The 16,933-nt window shown below is 71.8% G+C and carries 15 protein-coding genes; 4 read left to right on the top strand and 11 right to left on the bottom strand.

Features of this window, described 5'->3' with window-relative positions; genetic code table 11:
- Nucleotides 1–66 precede the first annotated feature (66 nt).
- Nucleotides 67–693, top strand: a complete 627-nt coding sequence (locus ACIRG6_RS29070) for a YceI family protein (protein WP_403325001.1) — start codon at nucleotides 67–69, stop codon at nucleotides 691–693.
- Here the strand turns inward: ACIRG6_RS29070 and ACIRG6_RS29065 are convergent.
- The gene (locus ACIRG6_RS29065; protein WP_364679888.1) at nucleotides 680–1,255 is read right to left on the bottom strand and encodes a cysteine hydrolase family protein; all 576 of its coding nucleotides are present in this window, start codon (nucleotides 1,253–1,255) and stop codon (nucleotides 680–682) included. The two genes, ACIRG6_RS29070 and ACIRG6_RS29065, sit on opposite strands and share 14 nt — an antisense overlap.
- A gap of 228 nt (nucleotides 1,256–1,483) precedes the next feature.
- Here ACIRG6_RS29065 and ACIRG6_RS29060 point away from each other — a divergent pair, with 228 nt between their 5' ends.
- Complete coding sequence (locus tag ACIRG6_RS29060; RefSeq protein WP_403325000.1) at nucleotides 1,484–2,653, top strand: Cmx/CmrA family chloramphenicol efflux MFS transporter; 1,170 nt, start codon at nucleotides 1,484–1,486, stop codon at nucleotides 2,651–2,653.
- 259 nt (nucleotides 2,654–2,912) lie between these two features.
- Here ACIRG6_RS29060 and ACIRG6_RS29055 read toward each other — a convergent pair whose 3' ends face one another.
- The 6 genes from ACIRG6_RS29055 to ureA all read right to left on the bottom strand — a co-directional run bounded on the left by ACIRG6_RS29055 (nucleotide 2,913) and on the right by ureA (nucleotide 10,293).
- Nucleotides 2,913–4,256: a hypothetical protein gene (locus ACIRG6_RS29055; protein WP_403324999.1), complete on the bottom strand. Its 1,344-nt coding sequence runs from the start codon at nucleotides 4,254–4,256 to the stop codon at nucleotides 2,913–2,915.
- Between the two features lie 60 nt (nucleotides 4,257–4,316).
- Nucleotides 4,317–5,921 carry a citramalate synthase gene (gene cimA / locus ACIRG6_RS29050; protein WP_364679881.1) on the bottom strand — a complete coding sequence of 535 codons (1,605 nt, stop codon included), beginning with the start codon at nucleotides 5,919–5,921 and terminating at the stop codon, nucleotides 4,317–4,319.
- Between the two features lie 309 nt (nucleotides 5,922–6,230).
- Nucleotides 6,231–6,833 carry a TetR/AcrR family transcriptional regulator gene (locus ACIRG6_RS29045; RefSeq protein ID WP_364679878.1) on the bottom strand — a complete coding sequence of 201 codons (603 nt, stop codon included), beginning with the start codon at nucleotides 6,831–6,833 and terminating at the stop codon, nucleotides 6,231–6,233.
- A gap of 10 nt (nucleotides 6,834–6,843) precedes the next feature.
- Nucleotides 6,844–7,863 carry an agmatine deiminase family protein gene (locus ACIRG6_RS29040; RefSeq protein WP_364679875.1) on the bottom strand — a complete coding sequence of 340 codons (1,020 nt, stop codon included), beginning with the start codon at nucleotides 7,861–7,863 and terminating at the stop codon, nucleotides 6,844–6,846.
- 16 nt (nucleotides 7,864–7,879) lie between these two features.
- Nucleotides 7,880–9,592, bottom strand: coding sequence for an urease subunit alpha (locus tag ACIRG6_RS29035; protein ID WP_364679872.1), 1,713 nt, complete (start codon nucleotides 9,590–9,592; stop codon nucleotides 7,880–7,882).
- Nucleotides 9,589–10,293 (bottom strand): urease subunit gamma, encoded by a 705-nt coding sequence (ureA, locus tag ACIRG6_RS29030; protein WP_364679870.1) that lies wholly within the window; start codon nucleotides 10,291–10,293, stop codon nucleotides 9,589–9,591. The genes ACIRG6_RS29035 and ureA overlap by 4 nt, the downstream gene beginning before the upstream one ends.
- 144 nt (nucleotides 10,294–10,437) lie before the next feature.
- On the opposite strand from ureA, the gene ACIRG6_RS29025 reads away from it, so the two are divergent.
- Nucleotides 10,438–11,892: a cytosine permease gene (locus ACIRG6_RS29025; protein WP_403324998.1), complete on the top strand. Its 1,455-nt coding sequence runs from the start codon at nucleotides 10,438–10,440 to the stop codon at nucleotides 11,890–11,892.
- Between the two features lie 197 nt (nucleotides 11,893–12,089).
- On the opposite strand, the gene ACIRG6_RS29020 is transcribed toward ACIRG6_RS29025, so the two are convergent.
- The 3 genes from ACIRG6_RS29020 to ACIRG6_RS29010 form a co-directional block, all read right to left on the bottom strand.
- Nucleotides 12,090–13,178 carry a branched-chain amino acid aminotransferase gene (locus ACIRG6_RS29020; RefSeq protein WP_318214555.1) on the bottom strand — a complete coding sequence of 363 codons (1,089 nt, stop codon included), beginning with the start codon at nucleotides 13,176–13,178 and terminating at the stop codon, nucleotides 12,090–12,092.
- Between the two features lie 260 nt (nucleotides 13,179–13,438).
- Nucleotides 13,439–14,482, bottom strand: a complete 1,044-nt coding sequence (locus ACIRG6_RS29015) for a 3-isopropylmalate dehydrogenase (RefSeq protein WP_318214554.1) — start codon at nucleotides 14,480–14,482, stop codon at nucleotides 13,439–13,441.
- Nucleotides 14,483–14,569: 87 nt separating this feature from the next.
- A complete protein-coding gene (locus ACIRG6_RS29010) occupies nucleotides 14,570–14,701 on the bottom strand; it encodes a hypothetical protein (RefSeq protein WP_302898735.1) in 132 nt (43 codons plus the stop codon).
- 327 nt (nucleotides 14,702–15,028) lie between these two features.
- On the opposite strand from ACIRG6_RS29010, the gene ACIRG6_RS29005 reads away from it, so the two are divergent.
- Nucleotides 15,029–15,235: a DUF5988 family protein gene (locus ACIRG6_RS29005; RefSeq protein ID WP_239763153.1), complete on the top strand. Its 207-nt coding sequence runs from the start codon at nucleotides 15,029–15,031 to the stop codon at nucleotides 15,233–15,235.
- Nucleotides 15,236–15,299: 64 nt separating this feature from the next.
- On the opposite strand, the gene pruA is transcribed toward ACIRG6_RS29005, so the two are convergent.
- Nucleotides 15,300–16,931, bottom strand: a complete 1,632-nt coding sequence (gene pruA, locus ACIRG6_RS29000) for an L-glutamate gamma-semialdehyde dehydrogenase (protein WP_239763150.1) — start codon at nucleotides 16,929–16,931, stop codon at nucleotides 15,300–15,302.
- Nucleotides 16,932–16,933: the final 2 nt, after the last annotated feature.

Raw genomic sequence — 16,933 nt, 5'->3', positions numbered from 1 at the left:
CGGAATAGGTCTACGGTCGTTCTCGTTGGACTGATTGAACATTCAACGAAAACCAAGGAGAACGTCATGGGCCTCTTCGGCAACAAGTCCGCCGCCCCCGCCGCCGCCCCCGCCGCCACCCCCGCCGCCACCCCCGCCGCGGCCAACCCGGACCTCGCCGCCCTCACCGGCGACTACGCGATCGACCCGTCCCACACCACGATCGGTTTCGTCGCCCGGCACGCCATGGTCACGAACGTCAAGGGCAAGTTCCTCGACTTCACCGGCACGCTGCACCTGGACGGCACCGCCCCGGCCGAGTCCACGGCGTCCCTCGACATCACGATGGACAGCATCGACACCGGGTCCGCCGACCGCGACGGCCACCTGAAGAGCGCGGACTTCTTCAAGACGGACGAGTTCCCCAAGATGACCTTCCGCTCCACCAAGGCGGAGGCCCTCGGCGGTGGCGACTACCGCATCACCGGTGACCTGACGATCCTCGGCACCACCAAGCCGATCACCATCGACCTGGAGTTCAACGGCGCCGCCAAGGACCCCTTCGGCAACGAGCGCGTCGGCTTCGAGGGCAAGGCGGAGATCCTGCGCTCCGAGTGGGGCCTGACCTGGAACGCGGCCCTGGAGACGGGCGGCGTCCTGGTGTCCGACAAGATCAAGCTGAACTTCGACATCTCGGCGATCAAGCAGGCGTGAGGCCCCCGCCCCCCTCGGGGGCGGTGAAGTCCACGTCGGCGGCGGCCCGGACCCGGATACGGCGGCCGGGCCAGCCGATCGTCCGGTAGATCGCGTTGCACTGGGCGATCGAGCGGTCCGCCGGGACGAGATCGGCGTCCGCCTCACCGCGCAGCGAGGTGGTGTGTCCGTCGGCCACGACGACCAGGTCGTAGCCCCGGCTCAGCGCCTGGCGCGCCGTGGTGTCCACGCAGACCTCCGTGGCGAAGCCGGTCACGATCAGCTCGGTGACGCCGAGGGTCTTGAGCGTCCTGTCGAGATCGGTGTCCAGGAAGCTGTCGGGCGTTCTCTTGTCGACGACGGCCTCGCCCTCGCGGGGCGCCAGCTCCGGCACGACCCGCCACCCCTCGGTGCCGGGCACCAGTTCCTCGTCCCCCTGCCGCACCGTCACCACGGGCACACCGGCGGCCCGGGCCCGTTCGCTCAGCCCCGCGATCGCGGCGACGGTCTCCGCGGGCCGGTGGGCGATGCCCATCAGCGCGTTCTGCATGTCGATGACGAGGACGGCGGAGGAGTGCGGCATGGGGTCACGTTAATCGCTCGTGCCGCGGCGGGAAACGGGATAGCCTTCCCTCCGTGAACAGCCCCGAAGCGTCCAGACTCCGGCCACCGGTTCTCCGGTGGCTGTTCGTGATGTCGGACTGAGGGGCGCGCTCCGCGCGTACCCGGAGCCGTCGTTGTCGTGACCGCCGCCGGACAGCCGTCCGCCGTGTCGTGTTCGATGTCGACTTCCGGGGTGCGGAGTTTTTTCATGCCGTTCGCTCTTCTTCTGCTGGGCCTTGCCGTGTTCGCCCAGGGAACGTCCGAGTTCATGCTGTCCGGGCTGGTGCCGGACATCGCGAGAGATCTACAGGTCACCGTCCCCGCGGCGGGGGCCCTGACCTCCGCCTTCGCGGTGGGGATGGTCGTCGGGGCGCCGCTGATGGCGGGCCTCGCACGGCGGTGGTCGCCGCGCGGGGCCCTGCTCGGGTTCCTGGCCGTCTTCCTCGCCGCCCATGTGGTCGGTGCCGTCACCGACAGCTTCGGGACGCTGCTCGTCACCCGCGTGGCCGGTGCGCTCGCCAACGCCGGGTTCCTGGCCGTCGCCCTGGTGACCGCCGCCGGCATGGTGCCGCCGCACGCCAAGGGGCGGGCCACGTCCATGCTGCTGGGCGGGGTGACGCTGGCCTGCGTGGTCGGGGTGCCCGCCGGGGCGCTCCTCGGGCAGGTGTGGGGCTGGCGGTCGGCCTTCTGGGCCGTGGCCCTGCTGTCGGTGCCCGCCGTGCTCGCCGTCGCCCGGTCGGTGCCGGCCGGGGCCGCCGATGCCGCCGCTCCCCCGCTGCGGGGTGAGCTGGAGGCCCTGCGCAGCCCGCGCCTGTCGGCCACGCTGCTGCTGGGGGCGCTGGTGAACGGGGCGACCTTCTGCACCTTCACCTACCTGGCGCCCCTGGCCACCGAGGTCGGCGGGCTGGACGACGCGTGGACGCCCGGGGTGCTCGCGCTGTTCGGTGCGGGGTCGTTCGTCGGGGTCAGCGCCGGGGGACGGCTCGCCGACCGGCGCCCGGGACCGGTGGTGACGGCCGGCGGGGTCGCGCTGTGCGCCGGGTGGGCCCTGCTCGCGCTCGGCGCCGGGCACCCGGTTCTCGTGCTCGGGCTGGTGTTCGTCCAGGGTGCGCTGTCCTTCGGCGTCGGGTCCACGCTGATCGCGCAGGCCCTCTACGCGGCGCCGGGCGCGCCCACGCTGGCGGGCGGCTTCGCGACGGCCGCGTTCAACGTGGGCGCGGCGCTGGGTCCGTGGGCCGGGGGTACGGCGATCGGCGCGGGATTCGGTTACCGGTCGCCGGTGTGGGTGAGCGCGGGCCTCGCGGCATGCGCCGTCGCCCTCGCCCTCGCCGCCCCGGTCGGGGACACGGCCCGCTCGTGGCGCCCGAGGCGCGCCTGACCGGGCCACCGCCGGCCTACGCGGTGGGGTGAACGCGGGCCCGCGGCTGACGCCATCCCCCTCACCGCCCCGGCCACGGGCACGGGTCCGGTCGTGGCGCCCGAGGCGCGCCTGACCGGGCCACCGCCGGCCCACGCGGTGGGGTGAGCGGGGCCCGCGGCTGCCGCCCCCGCCCCCGGTCGGGGCCACGCCCCGGTCGTGGCATGCGAGGCAGGGCTGATCGGGTTACCGCCGATCGGGACGGTGGGGGCGGGCTGTGTCAGAAGCCCCCGCCGAAGTCCCCTCCGCCGCCTCCGCCGCCGAAGTCGCCGCCGCCGAAACCGCCCCCGAAGTCGCCGGGGTCGAAGTTGCCGCCGGACACGTCACCCCCGTCGTACCCGCCGAAGTCGCCGTACCCGGCGCCGTAGTCGGCCGCGTAGGCCGGGGTGGCCATCATGCTGCCCAGCACCGTGCCGACCAGCAGGCCGGGCAGGATGCCGCCGCCGAAGTAGCCGCCCGCCCAGGGGCCGTAGGCCGGGCCCGCGTCCCAGTACGGACGGCGGCCGTAGTCGGTGTCCACCTCGCGGACCATGGGATCCCGGCCGTCGGACAGGCGGGCCCGGTCGGCCGCGCAGACCGGCACCTCGCGAGTGGCGCCGCCCGGCGGGGTCCAGGAGGCGTCGGCGACGGACGGACCGTGGCGCGGGTCGAAGAAGCAGGGCGGGCGGCGCTCGGGCAGGGGCCTGCCCTCGCGGCGGGCGGAGAGCTGCGCGAGGGAGAAGCGGCCGTCCTCCAGGGACTCGGTGACGGCCCGGACGTCCTCCGGCCGGCGGGCGTCGGCCATGTACGTCTTCGCCTGGTCGTAGGAGTCCAGGGCGCGTTCGTAGTCGGCGCGCATCGCGTCGTCCGCGCGAGGCTCGGCGGGGTGGAAGTCCAGGCGGTCCAGTTCCTCGCCGAACGCCGTGATGTCCTCGTCGACCACCACCCGCAGCCGCTCCAGCGCCGCCCGCTGCTCCTCCTCGCGGCGGTGCCGGTTGCGCCGCACCAGCGCGTAGGCCCCCGCGCCGCCGACCACCACGACCGCGCCGGCGCCGATCAGCGCGCCCGTCGAGACCCCGGAACCGCCCGCGTCCCAGGAGGCGGGGGCCGAGCCGCGCACGCTGCGCAGCGCGTCGTCGACGAAGTCGTTCAGCTGGGCCTTGGGGTCACCGGCCCCCTGCACGGCCGTGACCAGGTTGTTCACTCCCTGCCGGCTCAGCACACTGCTGTCGGCGCGCGCGTCGAAGCGGTCGCCGAGGCGGATGCCGTACAGACCGGTGATGCCGGTCTCCGTGCGGAGGTTCTGGAAGAGGTTCTGCGTCGGGTAGTCCGCCGGCAGGACCACCACGAAGACCGGCTCGTCAGCGCTCTTGATCTTGTGGGCGAGCGCGTCGGCGTCCGCAGCGGACAGCAGGTCGGAGGCGGCCGGGTCCACGTACACGGGACTCTCGCGCAGGGCCGCGCCGATCTCGGACACGTCCGTGGCCGCGCGGGCGCCGGGCGCACCGGCCATCAGCACCGCGAGGGCGGCAACGACCGGCACGACCAGCAGGCGTATGAGGACTTGCATGCGGACGTCCTTCATACGTTCGAAAATACCCGAATCCCCCTCAATGAGACATCAGTGAGGAGCGGCGGACCCCGCTCATCGGGCCGGTGCGACTCCCGCGCGCAGCAGGCCGTACGTGTACGCGTCCTCCAGCGCCTGCCAGGACGCGGCGATGACGTTCTCCGCGACGCCGACCGTGGACCACTCGCCCGCCCCGTCGGACGTGGAGATGAGGACCCGGGTCGTGGACTGGGTGCCGTGCACGCCCTCCAGGATGCGGACCTTGTAGTCGACCAGGTCGAGCTTGGCGAGCTCCGGATAGATCTTCTCCAGGGCGACCCGCAGGGCGCGGTCCAGGGCGTTGACCGGGCCGTTGCCCTCGGCCGTGGCGACGATGCGTTCGCCCTTGGCCCACAGCTTCACGGTGGCCTCGTTGGCGTGGGTACCGTCGGGGCGGTCCTCGACGATCGCGCGCCAGGACTCGACCTCGAAGTACTCCAGTTTCCGGCCCTCGGCCTCCGTGCGCAGGAGGAGTTCGAAGCTGGCGTCCGCGGCCTCGTACGTGTAGCCCTTGAGCTCGCGCTCCTTGACCCGCTCGACGACCCGGCCGACCAGCTCCCGGTCGCCGCCGAGGTCGATGCCGAGCTCCTTGCCCTTGAGCTCGATGGAGGCGCGGCCGGCCATGTCGGAGACCAGCATGCGCATGGTGTTGCCGACCAGCTCGGGGTCGATGTGCTGGTACAGGTCCGGGTCGACCTTGATCGCGGAGGCGTGCAGGCCGGCCTTGTGCGCGAAGGCGGAGACGCCGACGTAGGGCTGGTGGGTGGAGGGGGTGAGGTTGACGACCTCGGCGATGGCATGGGAGATCCGCGTCATCTCGCGCAGCCGGCCCTCGGGCAGCACCTTCTTGCCGTACTTCAGCTCGAGGGCGGCCACGACGGGGAACAGGTTGGCGTTGCCGACGCGCTCGCCGTAGCCGTTCGCCGTGCACTGGACGTGGGTCGCGCCCGCGTCGACCGCCGCGAGGGTGTTGGCGACCGCGCACCCGGTGTCGTCCTGGGCGTGGATGCCGAGCCGGGCGCCGGTGTCGGCCAGCACCGTGGCGACCACGGCCTGGATCTGCGCCGGGAGCATGCCGCCGTTGGTGTCGCACAGGACGACGACGTCGGCGCCCGCGTCGGAGGCGGCGCGGACGACGGCCTTCGCGTACTCGGGATTGGCGCGGTAGCCGTCGAAGAAGTGCTCGCAGTCGACGAAGACCCGGCGGCCCTGGGCCTTCAGGTGGGAGACGGTGTCCGCGACCATGGCCAGGTTCTCGTCGAGCGTGGTGCGCAGCGCCAGTTCGACGTGCCGGTCGTGGGACTTGGCGACCAGCGTGACCACCTGGGCCCCGGACTCCAGCAGGGCCCTGACCTGGGGGTCCTCGGCTGCGGTCGTTCCGGCGCGGCGGGTGGAGCCGAAGGCGACCAGCTGGGCGTGCTGGAAGTCGATCTCCTGCTGGGCGCGGGCGAAGAACTCGGTGTCGCGGGGGTTCGCGCCGGGCCAGCCGCCCTCGATGAAGCCCACACCGAAGTCGTCCAGGTGCCGGGCGATGGCCAGCTTGTCCGCGACCGTGAGGTTGATGCCCTCGCGCTGCGCGCCGTCGCGCAGGGTGGTGTCGAAGACGTGGAACGAATCGTCGAGTTCGCTGGTTGCGGTCATGATCTGAAGGCTCCTGTAGGGGATCTCGGTCAACCGGAATGACCGGCTCCACCGTCCATCTATGATCCCTCGCGCTCTCTTCCCGGCTGGGGGTGGGCCAGGAAAACGAAAAACCTCTCGCGGGTGCGAGAGGTCTGCGCGCGGGTCGAGGACGACGGTGTCCACCCGTACCTGGTCGTACGTGGTGGTCACTGCGGACCGGCGCGCCTGCTGCCAATAATCATGGCGAACGAGAGCACGGCGGAAGTCTGGCACAGTCCGTGCCCCTTCTCACCGTCCGTCTCAGGATGCGAGCGGAGAGCGTCCGCGTCAGGCCTTCGCGTAGAGGCCGTCGGTGAGGAACTCCCCCACGTGGCCGAGGACCTGCCCCCGGTCCGTCCCGCGCAGCCCGATCGCGACGTGGATGGCGAAACCGTCGAGGAGAGCGCGCAGCCGGGCCGCGAAACGGTCGGGGTCGACCGGGCGGAACTCGCCGCGCGAGACGCCCTCGGCGAGCAGGGCGACGAGGTCGCGGTGCCAGGCGCCCTCGATGGCGGCCTGCCGGTCGCGGGCGGCGTCGTCGGCGTTCTGCGAGCGGTTCCACACCTCCAGCCACAGCGTCCAGTGCGGGTCGCGGTGGCCGTCGGGCACATACAGGTCGACGTAGGCGTCGAGGCGTTCGCGGGCCGTGCCGGCCCGGGTGAGCAGGCGGGCGCGCTCCGCGCCGAGGCGGCCCTCGCTCCACTCCAGGGTGCGCAGCAGCAGCTCGTCCTTGGAGTGGAAGTAGTAGAGGAGATGGCCGCTGCTCATGCCGACCTCACGGCCGAGCGCCGCCATGGTGAGCTTCTCCAGGCCGCGCTCGGCGATCATCTCCATGGCGGCGGCGAGCACGTTCTCGCGCGGCGGGGCCTGCCTGCGCCCACCACCGGCCATGTCCCCGCTCCTAGATCTTCGGCTGCTGCTGTGTGATGCAGTGGATGCCTCCGCCGCCCGCGAAGATCGTACGCGCGTCCACCAGGGTCACCGTGCGCTCGGGGAACAGACGGCGGAAGATGCCCGCCGCGAGTTCGTCGTTCGGGTCGTCGAAGGCGCAGAGGACGACGCCGCCGTTGCACAGGTAGTGGTTGATGTACGAGTAGTCGACCCAGTCGCCCTCCTCGTCCTTCAGGACCGTCGGGGCGGGGATCTCGACGACCTCCAGGCGACGGCCCTTGGCGTCGGTCTGGCCACGGAGGATGTCGAGGTACATCTGTGAGCGGGCGTGGTCGGGGTGGCCGGGGTCGCGCTGGCTGTGCACGACGACGGTGCCCGGCCGCGCGAAGGCCGCGACGATGTCGACGTGGCCCTGGGTGCCGTACATGCCGTAGTCGCCGGCCAGGCCGTGCGGGAGCCAGATCGCCTTGGTGGTGCCGAGCTTGGCGTGGATCTCCGCCTCGACCTCCTCGCGGCTCCAGCCGGGGTTGCGGCCGGAACCGAGCTGGACGGTGTCGGTCAGCAGGACCGTGCCCTCGCCGTCGACGTGGATCGCGCCGCCCTCGTTGACGAGCCTGCTGCTCAGTACGGGGACACCCGCGAGATCCGCGACATGGCGGCCGATCTTGGAGTCGTGCTCCCAGCGGGCCCAGTCCTGGGCGCCCCAGCCGTTGAACACCCAGTCCACGGCGGCCAGACCGCCCTGCCCGTCCGTCACGAAGGTCGGGCCGATGTCCCGCATCCAGGCGTCGTCCAGCTCGCGTTCCACCAGGTCGACGTCGGGGCCGAGCAGCTCCCGCGCGGTGTCGCCCTGGCCGGGCCCGTGCACCATCGTCACCGGCTCGAAGCGGCGCACCGTGCGGGCGACGGACGCCCAGGCCGCCCGGGCCTCGGCCAGCTCCTCGTCGTTCGTGAACGTCGGGTTGGGGCCGGGCCAGGCCATCCAGGTGCGTTCGTGCGGGGCCCACTCGGGGGGCATGCGGAAGGTCATGGAGGTGTCCCAGGAGTCAGAGGAAGTAGAGACGGTTGAGGGAGACGGAGTCGGCCGGTTCCGAGCGCAGCGGGTCGCCGTCGAGGGTGACCAGACCGGTGCGCTGGTCGACGTCGACCTGTCCGGTACGGGAGTTCAGGCGCAGGTCGGCCGGTCCGATGCCGCGGGTGCCGCGTACGGCGACCCTGCGCCTGCGGGTCGGCATGGTGTCGTTGCCCTGGTCGAGGGCGGCCTGCGCGACGAAGGCCACCGAGATGTCGGCCGGTGTGGCGCCGTGCGCGCCGAACTGCGGGCCGAGGACGAGGGGTTCGCAGGTGTCGGTGGCCGCGTTCGGGTCGCCGACCACGCCGTAGGCCGGGAAGCCGGACTTGAGGACCAGCTGCGGCTTGGCGCCGAAGTACTCGGGGCGCCACAGGACGATGTCGGCGAGCTTGCCGGCCTCGATCGAGCCGACCTCGTGGGACAGCCCGTGGGCGATGGCGGGGTTGATGGTCAGCTTGGCGATGTAGCGCAGGACGCGTTCGTTGTCGTTGTCGTCGTCGGGGGCGCCGAACTCGGCCTTCATCTTGCCGGCCATCGCGAAGGTGCGGCGTACCGTCTCGCCGGCCCGGCCCATGCCCTGCGCGTCGGAGGAGGTGATGCCGATCGCACCCAGGTCGTGCAGCACGTCCTCGGCGCCCATGGTCCCGGCGCGGATGCGGTCGCGGGCCATGGCGGCGTCGCCCGGCAGGTCGGTCTTGAGGTCGTGGACGGAGACGATCATGCCGTAGTGCTCGGCGACCGCGTCCCGGCCGAAGGGCAGGGTGGGGTTGGTGGAGGAGCCGATGACGTTGGGGACGCCGGCCATCTTCAGCACGTTGGGGACGTGTCCGCCACCGCAGCCCTCGATGTGGAAGGCGTGGATGGTGCGGCCCTCCAGGACGCGGAGGGTGTCCTCCACGGAGAGGCACTCGTTCAGGCCGTCGCTGTGCAGGGCGACCTGGACGTCGTGCTCCTCGGCGACGCGCAGCGCGGTGTCGAGGGCGCGCGTGTGGGCGCCCATGTCCTCGTGCACCTTGAAGCCGCTGGCCCCGCCCTCGGCCAGGGCCTCGACGAGCGGCGCCTCGTGGGACGAGGAACCCCGGCCCAGGAAGCCGATGTTGACGGGCCAGGCGTCGAACGCGCCGAACGCGTGCTTCAGGGCCCAGGGCGAGTTGACGCCGACACCCCAGACCGGGCCGAACTCCTGTCCGATGATCGTCGTCACGCCGGACGCGAGCGACGCCTCCATGATGCGCGGGGAGAGCAGGTGGACGTGGGTGTCGACGGCACCGGCGGTGGCGATGAGCCCTTCGCCGGAGACGATGGACGTGCCCGTGCCGACCACGACGTCGACGCCGTCGAGGGTGTCGGGGTTGCCGGCCCGGCCGATGGAGCAGATCCGGCCCTCGCGGATGCCGATGGAGACCTTCCGGATCCCCTGCGCGGCGTCGATCACGACGACGTTGCTGATGACGACGTCGCAGGTCTCGCGGACGGCGGCGGCCTTGAGGTGGAGTCCGTCGCGGGCGGTCTTGCCGAACCCGGCGAGGAACTCGTCGCCGTACCGCTGGGCGTCGGACTCGACGCGGACGGTCAGTCCCGAGTCGCCGAGGCGGACGCGGTCACCGGCGCGGGGACCGTGGGTCGCGGCGTACTCGTACGGGGTGAGGCGGCGGGCCTCGGCGGGGTGGCCTCCTGGACGGCTCATCGCTCGACCTCCTGCTCAGGTGTTTCCGTGACGCCGAGGTAGCCGCAGGCGGCGGCCCGGCGCAGGGCCTCCTCCCTCGCGCCCGGCGCGTCCAGCGGGCCGTCGACCAGCCCGGCGAACCCGATCGCGACGCGGAGCCCGCCGATCGGCACGAGCCCGACCTCGGCGCTCTCCCCCGGCCCGAAGCGGACGGACGACCCGGCGGGCACGGCCAGGCGCATGCCATAGGCCCGTTCGCGGTCGAAGTCCAGGCGCGGGTTGGCCTCGAAGAAGTGGAAGTGGGAGGTGACGGAGACCGGGACGGTGGCGGTGTTGGTGACGGTCAGCCGGATCACCGCCTCGGGCTCGGCGTGCTGGGGGCCGGGCAGCAGCGCGCCCGGGGCCCGCTCCCCCAGGCCGCCACCGATGGGGTCGGAGACGACCGCGAGCCGGGAGCCGTCGTCGAAGACGGCCTCCACGTGCACCTCGGTGACCACGTCCGCGACACCGGGCAGCACGTCGTCGGGTCCGAGCACGGACCGGGCGCGCTCGATGGCCTCCGCGAGCCGGGCACCGTCGCGGGCCGCCTCGCAGACGGTGTCCGCGATCAGGGCCGTCGCCTCCGGGACGTTCAGCCGGAGCCCTCTGGCCCGGCGGGCACGGGCCAGTTCGGCCGCCCCGAAGAGCAGCAGCCGGTCACGTTCCGTGGGAGTCAGTCTCACGACGCGGCACCTCCTTGCCTTCCACGCATTAGAGCATCACTCTAAACGTCGAATACATGGAACGGAAACGTTGACGGACGGCCTTGGCGGACGTCACATTGAACGTCGCTCTAAACATCAGGCGGCCGTCGAAGGAGACCAGCCATGCCGATAGAACAGCGCGGTGTCGACACCATCCCCGAAGCCGAACGCACCAGCGGGCCCCGGGACCTGATCTCGATCCTGCTCGGGTCCAACCTCTGCCTGGGCGTGATCGTCTTCGGCTGGCTGCCGCCGTCCTTCGGCCTCGACTTCTGGGGCTCGGTCGGTTCGGTGGTGGCGGGAACGGTCGTCGGCACGCTGTTCACGGCCCCGCTCGCACTGGTCTCGCTGCGCACGGCCACCAACCTGTCGACGTCCTCCGGCGCCCAGTTCGGCGTGCGCGGCCGGCTGGTCGGCTCGGTGGTCGGCCTGCTGCTGGCCCTCGGCTACACCGCGCTGACCGTGTGGATCGGCGGCGACGTCATGGTGGGCGTGCTCGGCCGGCTGTTCGGACTGCCGGACGGCGGGGCCTCGTACGCCGTCGTCTACGGGCTGCTCGCGGCGGCGACCGTCGCGGGCGCGGTCTACGGCTACCGGGTGCTGCTCGCCATGTCGCGGGTGCTGGCCTTCGGCATGACGGCGCTGCTGGTGCTGGGCGTGATCGCCTACGCCCCCGACTTCACGACCGCCGCCCTGCCGGACGCGGGCGGCTATCTGCTGGGCGGGTTCTGGCCGACCTGGCTGCTGTCCGCCGTGGCCGCCGGACTGTCCGGGCCGATCGCCTTCATCACGCTGCTCGGCGACTACACCCGCTACATCTCCCCGGCCCGCTTCTCCTCCCGCCGGGTCCTGCACGCGACCTGGCTGGGGCTGCTGCTGGGCCTGCTGGTGCCGCAGCTCTTCGGCACCTTCACGGCGTACGCGGCGCGCGGCGCGCTCGACTACGCGGGCCCGCTGGTCGACGCCTCCCCCGGCTGGTACCTGGTGCCGCTGCTGCTCGCCGCCTCCGCGGGGTCGGTCGGCAACGCGGGTCTCATGCTGTACTCGATGGGCCTGGACCTGGACGCCATCCTGCCGCGCGCCTCCCGCGCCCGGGCCACCTGCACGGTGGCCGTCGTCGCCACGGTCTGCGTCTTCGTGGGCCACTACGCGTGGGACGCGCAGTCGGCGATGACGTCGTTCGTGCTGCTGCTCACGGCGATCGGCACGCCCTGGGCGGTCATCACCCTCATCGGCTTCGTCCGCTCCGGCGGACAGTACGACGCCGACGCCCTCCAGGTCTTCAACCGGCGGGCGCGGGGCGGCGTCTACTGGTACCGGGCGGGCTGGAACCTCCCGGCCACGGTCGCCTGGGCGGCGGGCGCGCTCGTCGGCGTACTGGCGGTGTCCCTGCCGACGTACGAGGGCCCGCTGCTGGCGTTCACGGGCGGGGTGGACTGCAGCTTCCTGCTGTCGGGCCTGGTGGGCGGGGTGGTGTACGTGCTGTCGACGCAGGGCGCGGTGGCGCCTGCGGCACCGGCCACCGGGGCGGCGACGCCCGCCTCCGCCCCGGCCGACTCGCGCGCCGAGCGCGCCTAGCCAACGGCCCGCCCGCGGCGCCGGAGCGGACGGGGGGCGCCCGCTTCCTGGCTCACCGAGTCGCACGACGGGCGCGGAGAGCCGACGTCCCGCCCCGCGGCCCCGCTTCCCGGCCCGCCGAGTCGGGTGGTGGGTGGGCGTAGGCCGGGGGTCCGGGGGCGGAGCCCCCGGCGGGCTCACCCCCGGCGCCCGGTGCCTTACGCCAGGCGGTGCATCCAGCCGTGCTTGTCCTCGACCGTCCCACGCTGGATGTCGAGCAGGGCCGCCCGCAGCCGCTGCGTCACCTCACCCGGCTCACCCCCGCTCTGCTGCCACTGGGCACCCTCCCGCTTCACCGTGCCGACCGGCGTGATCACGGCCGCCGTCCCGCAGGCGAAGACCTCCGTGAGGGTGCCGTTCTCCGAGTCGCGCTGCCACTGCTCCACCGAGACGCGGCCCTCCTCGGCCTCGTACCCGAGGTCGCGGGCGACGGTGAGCAGGGAGTCGCGGGTGACGCCCTCCAGGATGGAGCCGGTGAGGGACGGGGTGATGATCTTGTTGCCGTACACGAAGTACAGGTTCATCCCGCCGAGTTCCTCGACCCACTTGCGCTCGATCGCGTCGAGGTAGCAGACCTGGTCGCAACCCTTCGCCGCGGCCTCGGCCTGCGCCAGCAGCGACGCGGCGTAGTTGCCGCCGGTCTTGGCGTCGCCCATGCCGCCGGGGACGGCGCGGACGCGGTCCTCGGAGACCCAGATGGAGACCGGCTTGACGCCGCCCGGGAAGTACGCGCCGGCCGGGGAGGCGATGACGAGGAAGAGGTACTCGTTGGCCGGCTTCACGCCCAGGCCGACCTCGGTCGCGATCATGAAGGGGCGCAGGTAGAGGGACTCCTCGCCGCCGTGCTCCGGAACCCAGTCCTGGTCCTGGCTCACCAGCGCGTCGCACGCCTCGATGAACGTCTCCACCGGCAGCTCGGGCATGCCGAGGCGGCGCGAGGAGGCCTGGAAGCGCTGCGCGTTCTTCTCCGGGCGGAAGGTGGCGACGGATCCGTCGGGCCGGCGGTAGGCCTTCAGGCCCTCGAAGATCTCCTGCGCGTAGTGCAGGACCATGGTGGCCGGGTCGAGGGACAGCGGGGCGTACGGGACGAGCTGGCCGTCGTGCCAGCCGCGTCCCTCCGTCCACTTGATCGTCACCATGTGATCGGTGAAGTGGCGGCCGAACCCCGGGTTGGCCAGGATCGCCCCCCGCTCGGCGTCGGATAGCGGGTTGGCGGACGGCTTGAGCTCGATCGTGGGCGTCGTCATGGGTTGATGTCCTTCACCGGTTGTCGTGACGGGCCGCGTTCACGCCCGTACGGCCGGTGGCCGGTGCTAGGACGTCCGAGCATTCCCTCATGTCGCGGCTTCGCGTTCGATTATCGCGCGCGGGTGGCGACGGATGAAACAGGGTGAATGCGGCCCAGGATTCGATGGTCGCACCTGGCGGACGCAGGAGAAAGCCGCCGGGTGCCTTGTTTCTCGGACCCGGCGGCTTCGAAAGGTTGTGTTTCGAGTGCGCGGCCCGGTCAGCCGGCTACTCGTCCGGCGAGCGCGTCGCCGATCTCGGAGGTGCTGCGGGCGGGCTTGCCGACGCGCTCGCCGAGGTCGGCCGCGACGGCCTCCTCGATCCGGGCCGCCTCGTCCTCGTGGCCGAGATGACGCAGCAGCAGGGCGACGGACAGGACCGTGGCGGTCGGGTCGGCCTTGCCCTGGCCGGCGATGTCGGGCGCGGAACCGTGCACCGGCTCGAACATCGAGGGGAATTCGCCGGACGGGTTGATGTTCCCGCTGGCGGCGACGCCGATGCCGCCGGAGACGGCCGCGGCGAGGTCGGTGATGATGTCGCCGAACAGGTTGTCGGTGACGATCACGTCGAAGCGCTCGGGCTGCGTGACGAGGTAGATCGTCGCCGCGTCCACGTGCATGTACTCGGTGGTGACCTCGGGGAACTCCTCGGCCACCTTGTTGAAGACGTTGGTCCACAGGTGACCGGCGAAGGTCAGCACGTTGTTCTTGTGAATCAGCGCCAGCTTCTTGCGCGGGCGGGCCTGGGCGCGGGCGAAGGCGTCGCGGACGACGCGCTCGACACCGTAGGCCGTGTTGACGGAGACCTCGGTGGCGACCTCGTGCTCGGTGCCCTTGCGGATGGTGCCGCCGTTGCCCGTGTACGGGCCCTCGGTGCCCTCGCGGACGACGACGAAGTCGATCTCCGGCTGGCCGGCGAGCGGGGTGGCGACACCGGGCAGGAGCTTCGACGGGCGGAGGTTCACGTGGTGGTCGAAGGCGAAGCGGAGCTTGAGCAGGAAGCCGCGCTCCAGCACGCCGGACGGCACCGACGGGTCGCCGATCGCGCCGAGCAGGATGGCGTCGTGCGCCTTGAGGGCGTCGAGGTCGGCGTCGGTGAGGGTCTCACCGGTGGCGTGGTAGCGCCGGGCGCCGAAGTCGAACTCCTTGGTCTCCAGCTTCACATCCTGCGGAAGGACGGCGGAGAGGACCTTGAGACCTTCGGCCACGACCTCCTGGCCGATGCCGTCACCCGGGATCACTGCGAGATTGAGGCTGCGAGACATGACCGCACCCTACTCCTCGTCCCACGGGATGACATGCGGTGTCCGGCATGCGGACACCGCGGGTGCCGGCCCGGGGCTCGCCCGTCCTCAGTGGCCGGTGGAGCCGCCGTTGTCCCGGCGGTCGAGGGCGCGCTGGAGGGCGGCGGCGGCGTTCTTGCGGTCGGAGTCGCTGGTACGGGAGATGTGGCGGACTCGGCGGCGGACGGTCGTCTCGGCCATGGGGAATCGACTCCTTCGACACAGATGCGGAGTGCGGAAAAGGGGTTACGAGACGCCGGAAGGGCGGGGAGCCGTGGGCCGCAGGGATTGCCTGCACGGGGCCTGGCTCACGACCGCCATTCGCTTGATCGAGCGAGACGTTCGGCTCCTACAAAACTAGGGGAGCGGCGCGCTCCTGTCTGCACAATTACTCGGACTTCCTACTATCTGAGACGGCGGAGCGGGTCGCACGGCACCGACCTGCGATGTCGCACGAGTACGGCTCCACACGACTGATCCTCCGCACGGCGTGTGGCACAGGGCTCCGGGCGAGGGAACGGTGAGGGCATGAGCGACACGGCCAGAGCACTTCTCGAGGGCGGCCCGCAGGATCTGCCCGCCCGGGTTGTCCCGATCACGACGCCCGGAGAGGACCTGAAGATCGAGCTGCGGAACGGCTACGAGCACTTCAGGCCCACCGACCGCCACGCGGACACGTCCGAGGGCAGGCTCCGGGTGTACGAGTGGTGGGAGCGCACCGAGATGCCCGGCTAGGCCGGGAAACACGCGGACGGGCCAGGTCCGAAGACCTGGCCCGTCGGGCGTTCGCGTGCGGGTGTCAGCCCATGTGCGGGTACGTGTAGTCGGTCGGCGCGACCAGCGTCTCCTTGATGGCGCGGGTCAGCGTCCAGCGCATCAGGTTCTGCGGGGCACCGGCCTTGTCGTTGGTGCCGGAGGCACGGCCGCCGCCGAAGGGCTGCTGGCCGACGACGGCGCCGGTCGACTTGTCGTTGATGTAGAAGTTGCCGGCCGCGTAGCGCAGCTTCTCCATCGTGTACGCCGCCGCCGCGCGGTCGTTGGAGATGACCGAGCCGGTCAGGGCGTAGTCGGACACCGACTCCATCTGGGTCAGCATCTCGTCGTACTTGTCGTCCTCGTAGACGTGCACGGCGAGGATCGGGCCGAAGTACTCGGTGCGGAACACCTCGTTCTCCGGGTCGGCGCACTCGATGACGGTCGGGCGGACGAAGTAGCCGACCGAGTCGTCGTAGGAGCCGCCGGCGACGATCGTGCAGGAGTCGTCCTCCTTGGCGCGGTCGATGGCGGCCTTGTTCTTGGCGAAGGACCGCTCGTCGATGACGGCGCCGATGAAGTTCGACAGGTCGGTGACGTCACCCATGGTGAGGTAGTCGACCTCGGCGGCGAACTCCTCCTTGAACCCGTCGTTCCAGATGGACGCCGGGATGTACGCGCGGGAGGTGGCGCTGCACTTCTGGCCCTGGTACTCGAAGGCACCGCGGGTCAGGGCGGTCTTGAGCACCGCGCGGTCGGCCGACGGGTGGGCGACCAGGAAGTCCTTGCCGCCGGTCTCGCCGACCAGACGCGGGTAGGTGCGGTACTTCTCGATGTTGTTGCCGACCGTCTTCCACAGGTGCTGGAAGGTCTTGGTCGAGCCGGTGAAGTGGATGCCGGCCAGGTCGCGGTGGTTCAGCGCGACCTCGGAGACCTCCAGGCCGTCACCGGTGACCAGGTTGATGACGCCCTTGGGCAGACCGGCCTCCTCCAGCAGCTCCATGAGCAGCACGGCGGCGTGGGTCTGCGTCGGGGACGGCTTCCAGACCACCACGTTGCCCATCAGGGCCGGGGCGGTGGGCAGGTTGGCCGCGATCGCGCTGAAGTTGAACGGCGTGATCGCGTAGACGAAGCCCTCCAGCGGGCGGTGGTCCATGCGGTTCCACACGCCGGGCGAGTTGGCCGGGGGCTGCTCGGCCAGGATGTTCCGCGCGTAGTGGACGTTGAAGCGCCAGAAGTCGACGAGCTCGCAGGGGCTGTCGATCTCCGCCTGCTGGGCCGTCTTGGACTGGCCGAGCATGGTGGAGGCGGCGATGGTCTCGCGCCACGGGCCGGACAGCAGCTCGGCGGCGCGCAGGATGATCGCCGCGCGGTCGTCGAAGGACATCGCGCGCCACGCCGGGGCGGCGGCCAGGGCGGCGTCGACCGCGTCCTGGGCGTCCTGCTGGGTGGCGTTCGCGTACGTGCCCAGGCGGGCCTTGTGGTTGTGCGGCTGCACGACGTCGAAGCGCTCGCCGCCGCCCATCCGCTTGACCCCGCCGATGGTGCAGGGCAGGTCGATCGGGTTGTCGGCCAGCTCCTTGAGCTTGGCCTCCAGCCGGGCGCGCTCGGGCGAGCCGGGGGCGTAGCCGTGCACCGGCTCGTTGACGGGGGCGGGGACCTGGGTCACAGCGTCCATGG

The sequence above is a fragment of the Streptomyces flaveolus genome, from assembly GCF_044765825.1.
GTDB lineage: Bacteria > Actinomycetota > Actinomycetes > Streptomycetales > Streptomycetaceae > Streptomyces > Streptomyces flaveolus.
Note: the sequence above shows the minus strand (reverse complement) of the source record. Positions and strands in the feature narration are given on the sequence as shown.

Bases quoted from the DNA above. Each gene is read 5' to 3' on its own strand.
- ACIRG6_RS29040 (WP_364679875.1), bottom strand. From the start codon at position 7,863: ATGACCTTCCGCATGCCCCCCGAGTGGGCCCCGCACGAACGCACCTGG.
- ACIRG6_RS29035 (WP_364679872.1), bottom strand. From the start codon at position 9,592: ATGAGCCGTCCAGGAGGCCACCCCGCCGAGGCCCGCCGCCTCACCCCG.
- ACIRG6_RS29065 (WP_364679888.1), bottom strand. From the start codon at position 1,255: ATGCCGCACTCCTCCGCCGTCCTCGTCATCGACATGCAGAACGCGCTG.
- pruA (WP_239763150.1), bottom strand. From the start codon at position 16,931: ATGGACGCTGTGACCCAGGTCCCCGCCCCCGTCAACGAGCCGGTGCAC.
- ACIRG6_RS29005 (WP_239763153.1), top strand. From the start codon at position 15,029: ATGAGCGACACGGCCAGAGCACTTCTCGAGGGCGGCCCGCAGGATCTG.
- ACIRG6_RS29060 (WP_403325000.1), top strand. From the start codon at position 1,484: ATGCCGTTCGCTCTTCTTCTGCTGGGCCTTGCCGTGTTCGCCCAGGGA.
- ACIRG6_RS29025 (WP_403324998.1), top strand. From the start codon at position 10,438: ATGCCGATAGAACAGCGCGGTGTCGACACCATCCCCGAAGCCGAACGC.
- cimA (WP_364679881.1), bottom strand. From the start codon at position 5,921: ATGACCGCAACCAGCGAACTCGACGATTCGTTCCACGTCTTCGACACC.
- ACIRG6_RS29070 (WP_403325001.1), top strand. From the start codon at position 67: ATGGGCCTCTTCGGCAACAAGTCCGCCGCCCCCGCCGCCGCCCCCGCC.
- ACIRG6_RS29020 (WP_318214555.1), bottom strand. From the start codon at position 13,178: ATGACGACGCCCACGATCGAGCTCAAGCCGTCCGCCAACCCGCTATCC.
- ACIRG6_RS29015 (WP_318214554.1), bottom strand. From the start codon at position 14,482: ATGTCTCGCAGCCTCAATCTCGCAGTGATCCCGGGTGACGGCATCGGC.
- ACIRG6_RS29010 (WP_302898735.1), bottom strand. From the start codon at position 14,701: ATGGCCGAGACGACCGTCCGCCGCCGAGTCCGCCACATCTCCCGTACC.
- ACIRG6_RS29045 (WP_364679878.1), bottom strand. From the start codon at position 6,833: ATGGCCGGTGGTGGGCGCAGGCAGGCCCCGCCGCGCGAGAACGTGCTC.
- ACIRG6_RS29055 (WP_403324999.1), bottom strand. From the start codon at position 4,256: ATGAAGGACGTCCGCATGCAAGTCCTCATACGCCTGCTGGTCGTGCCG.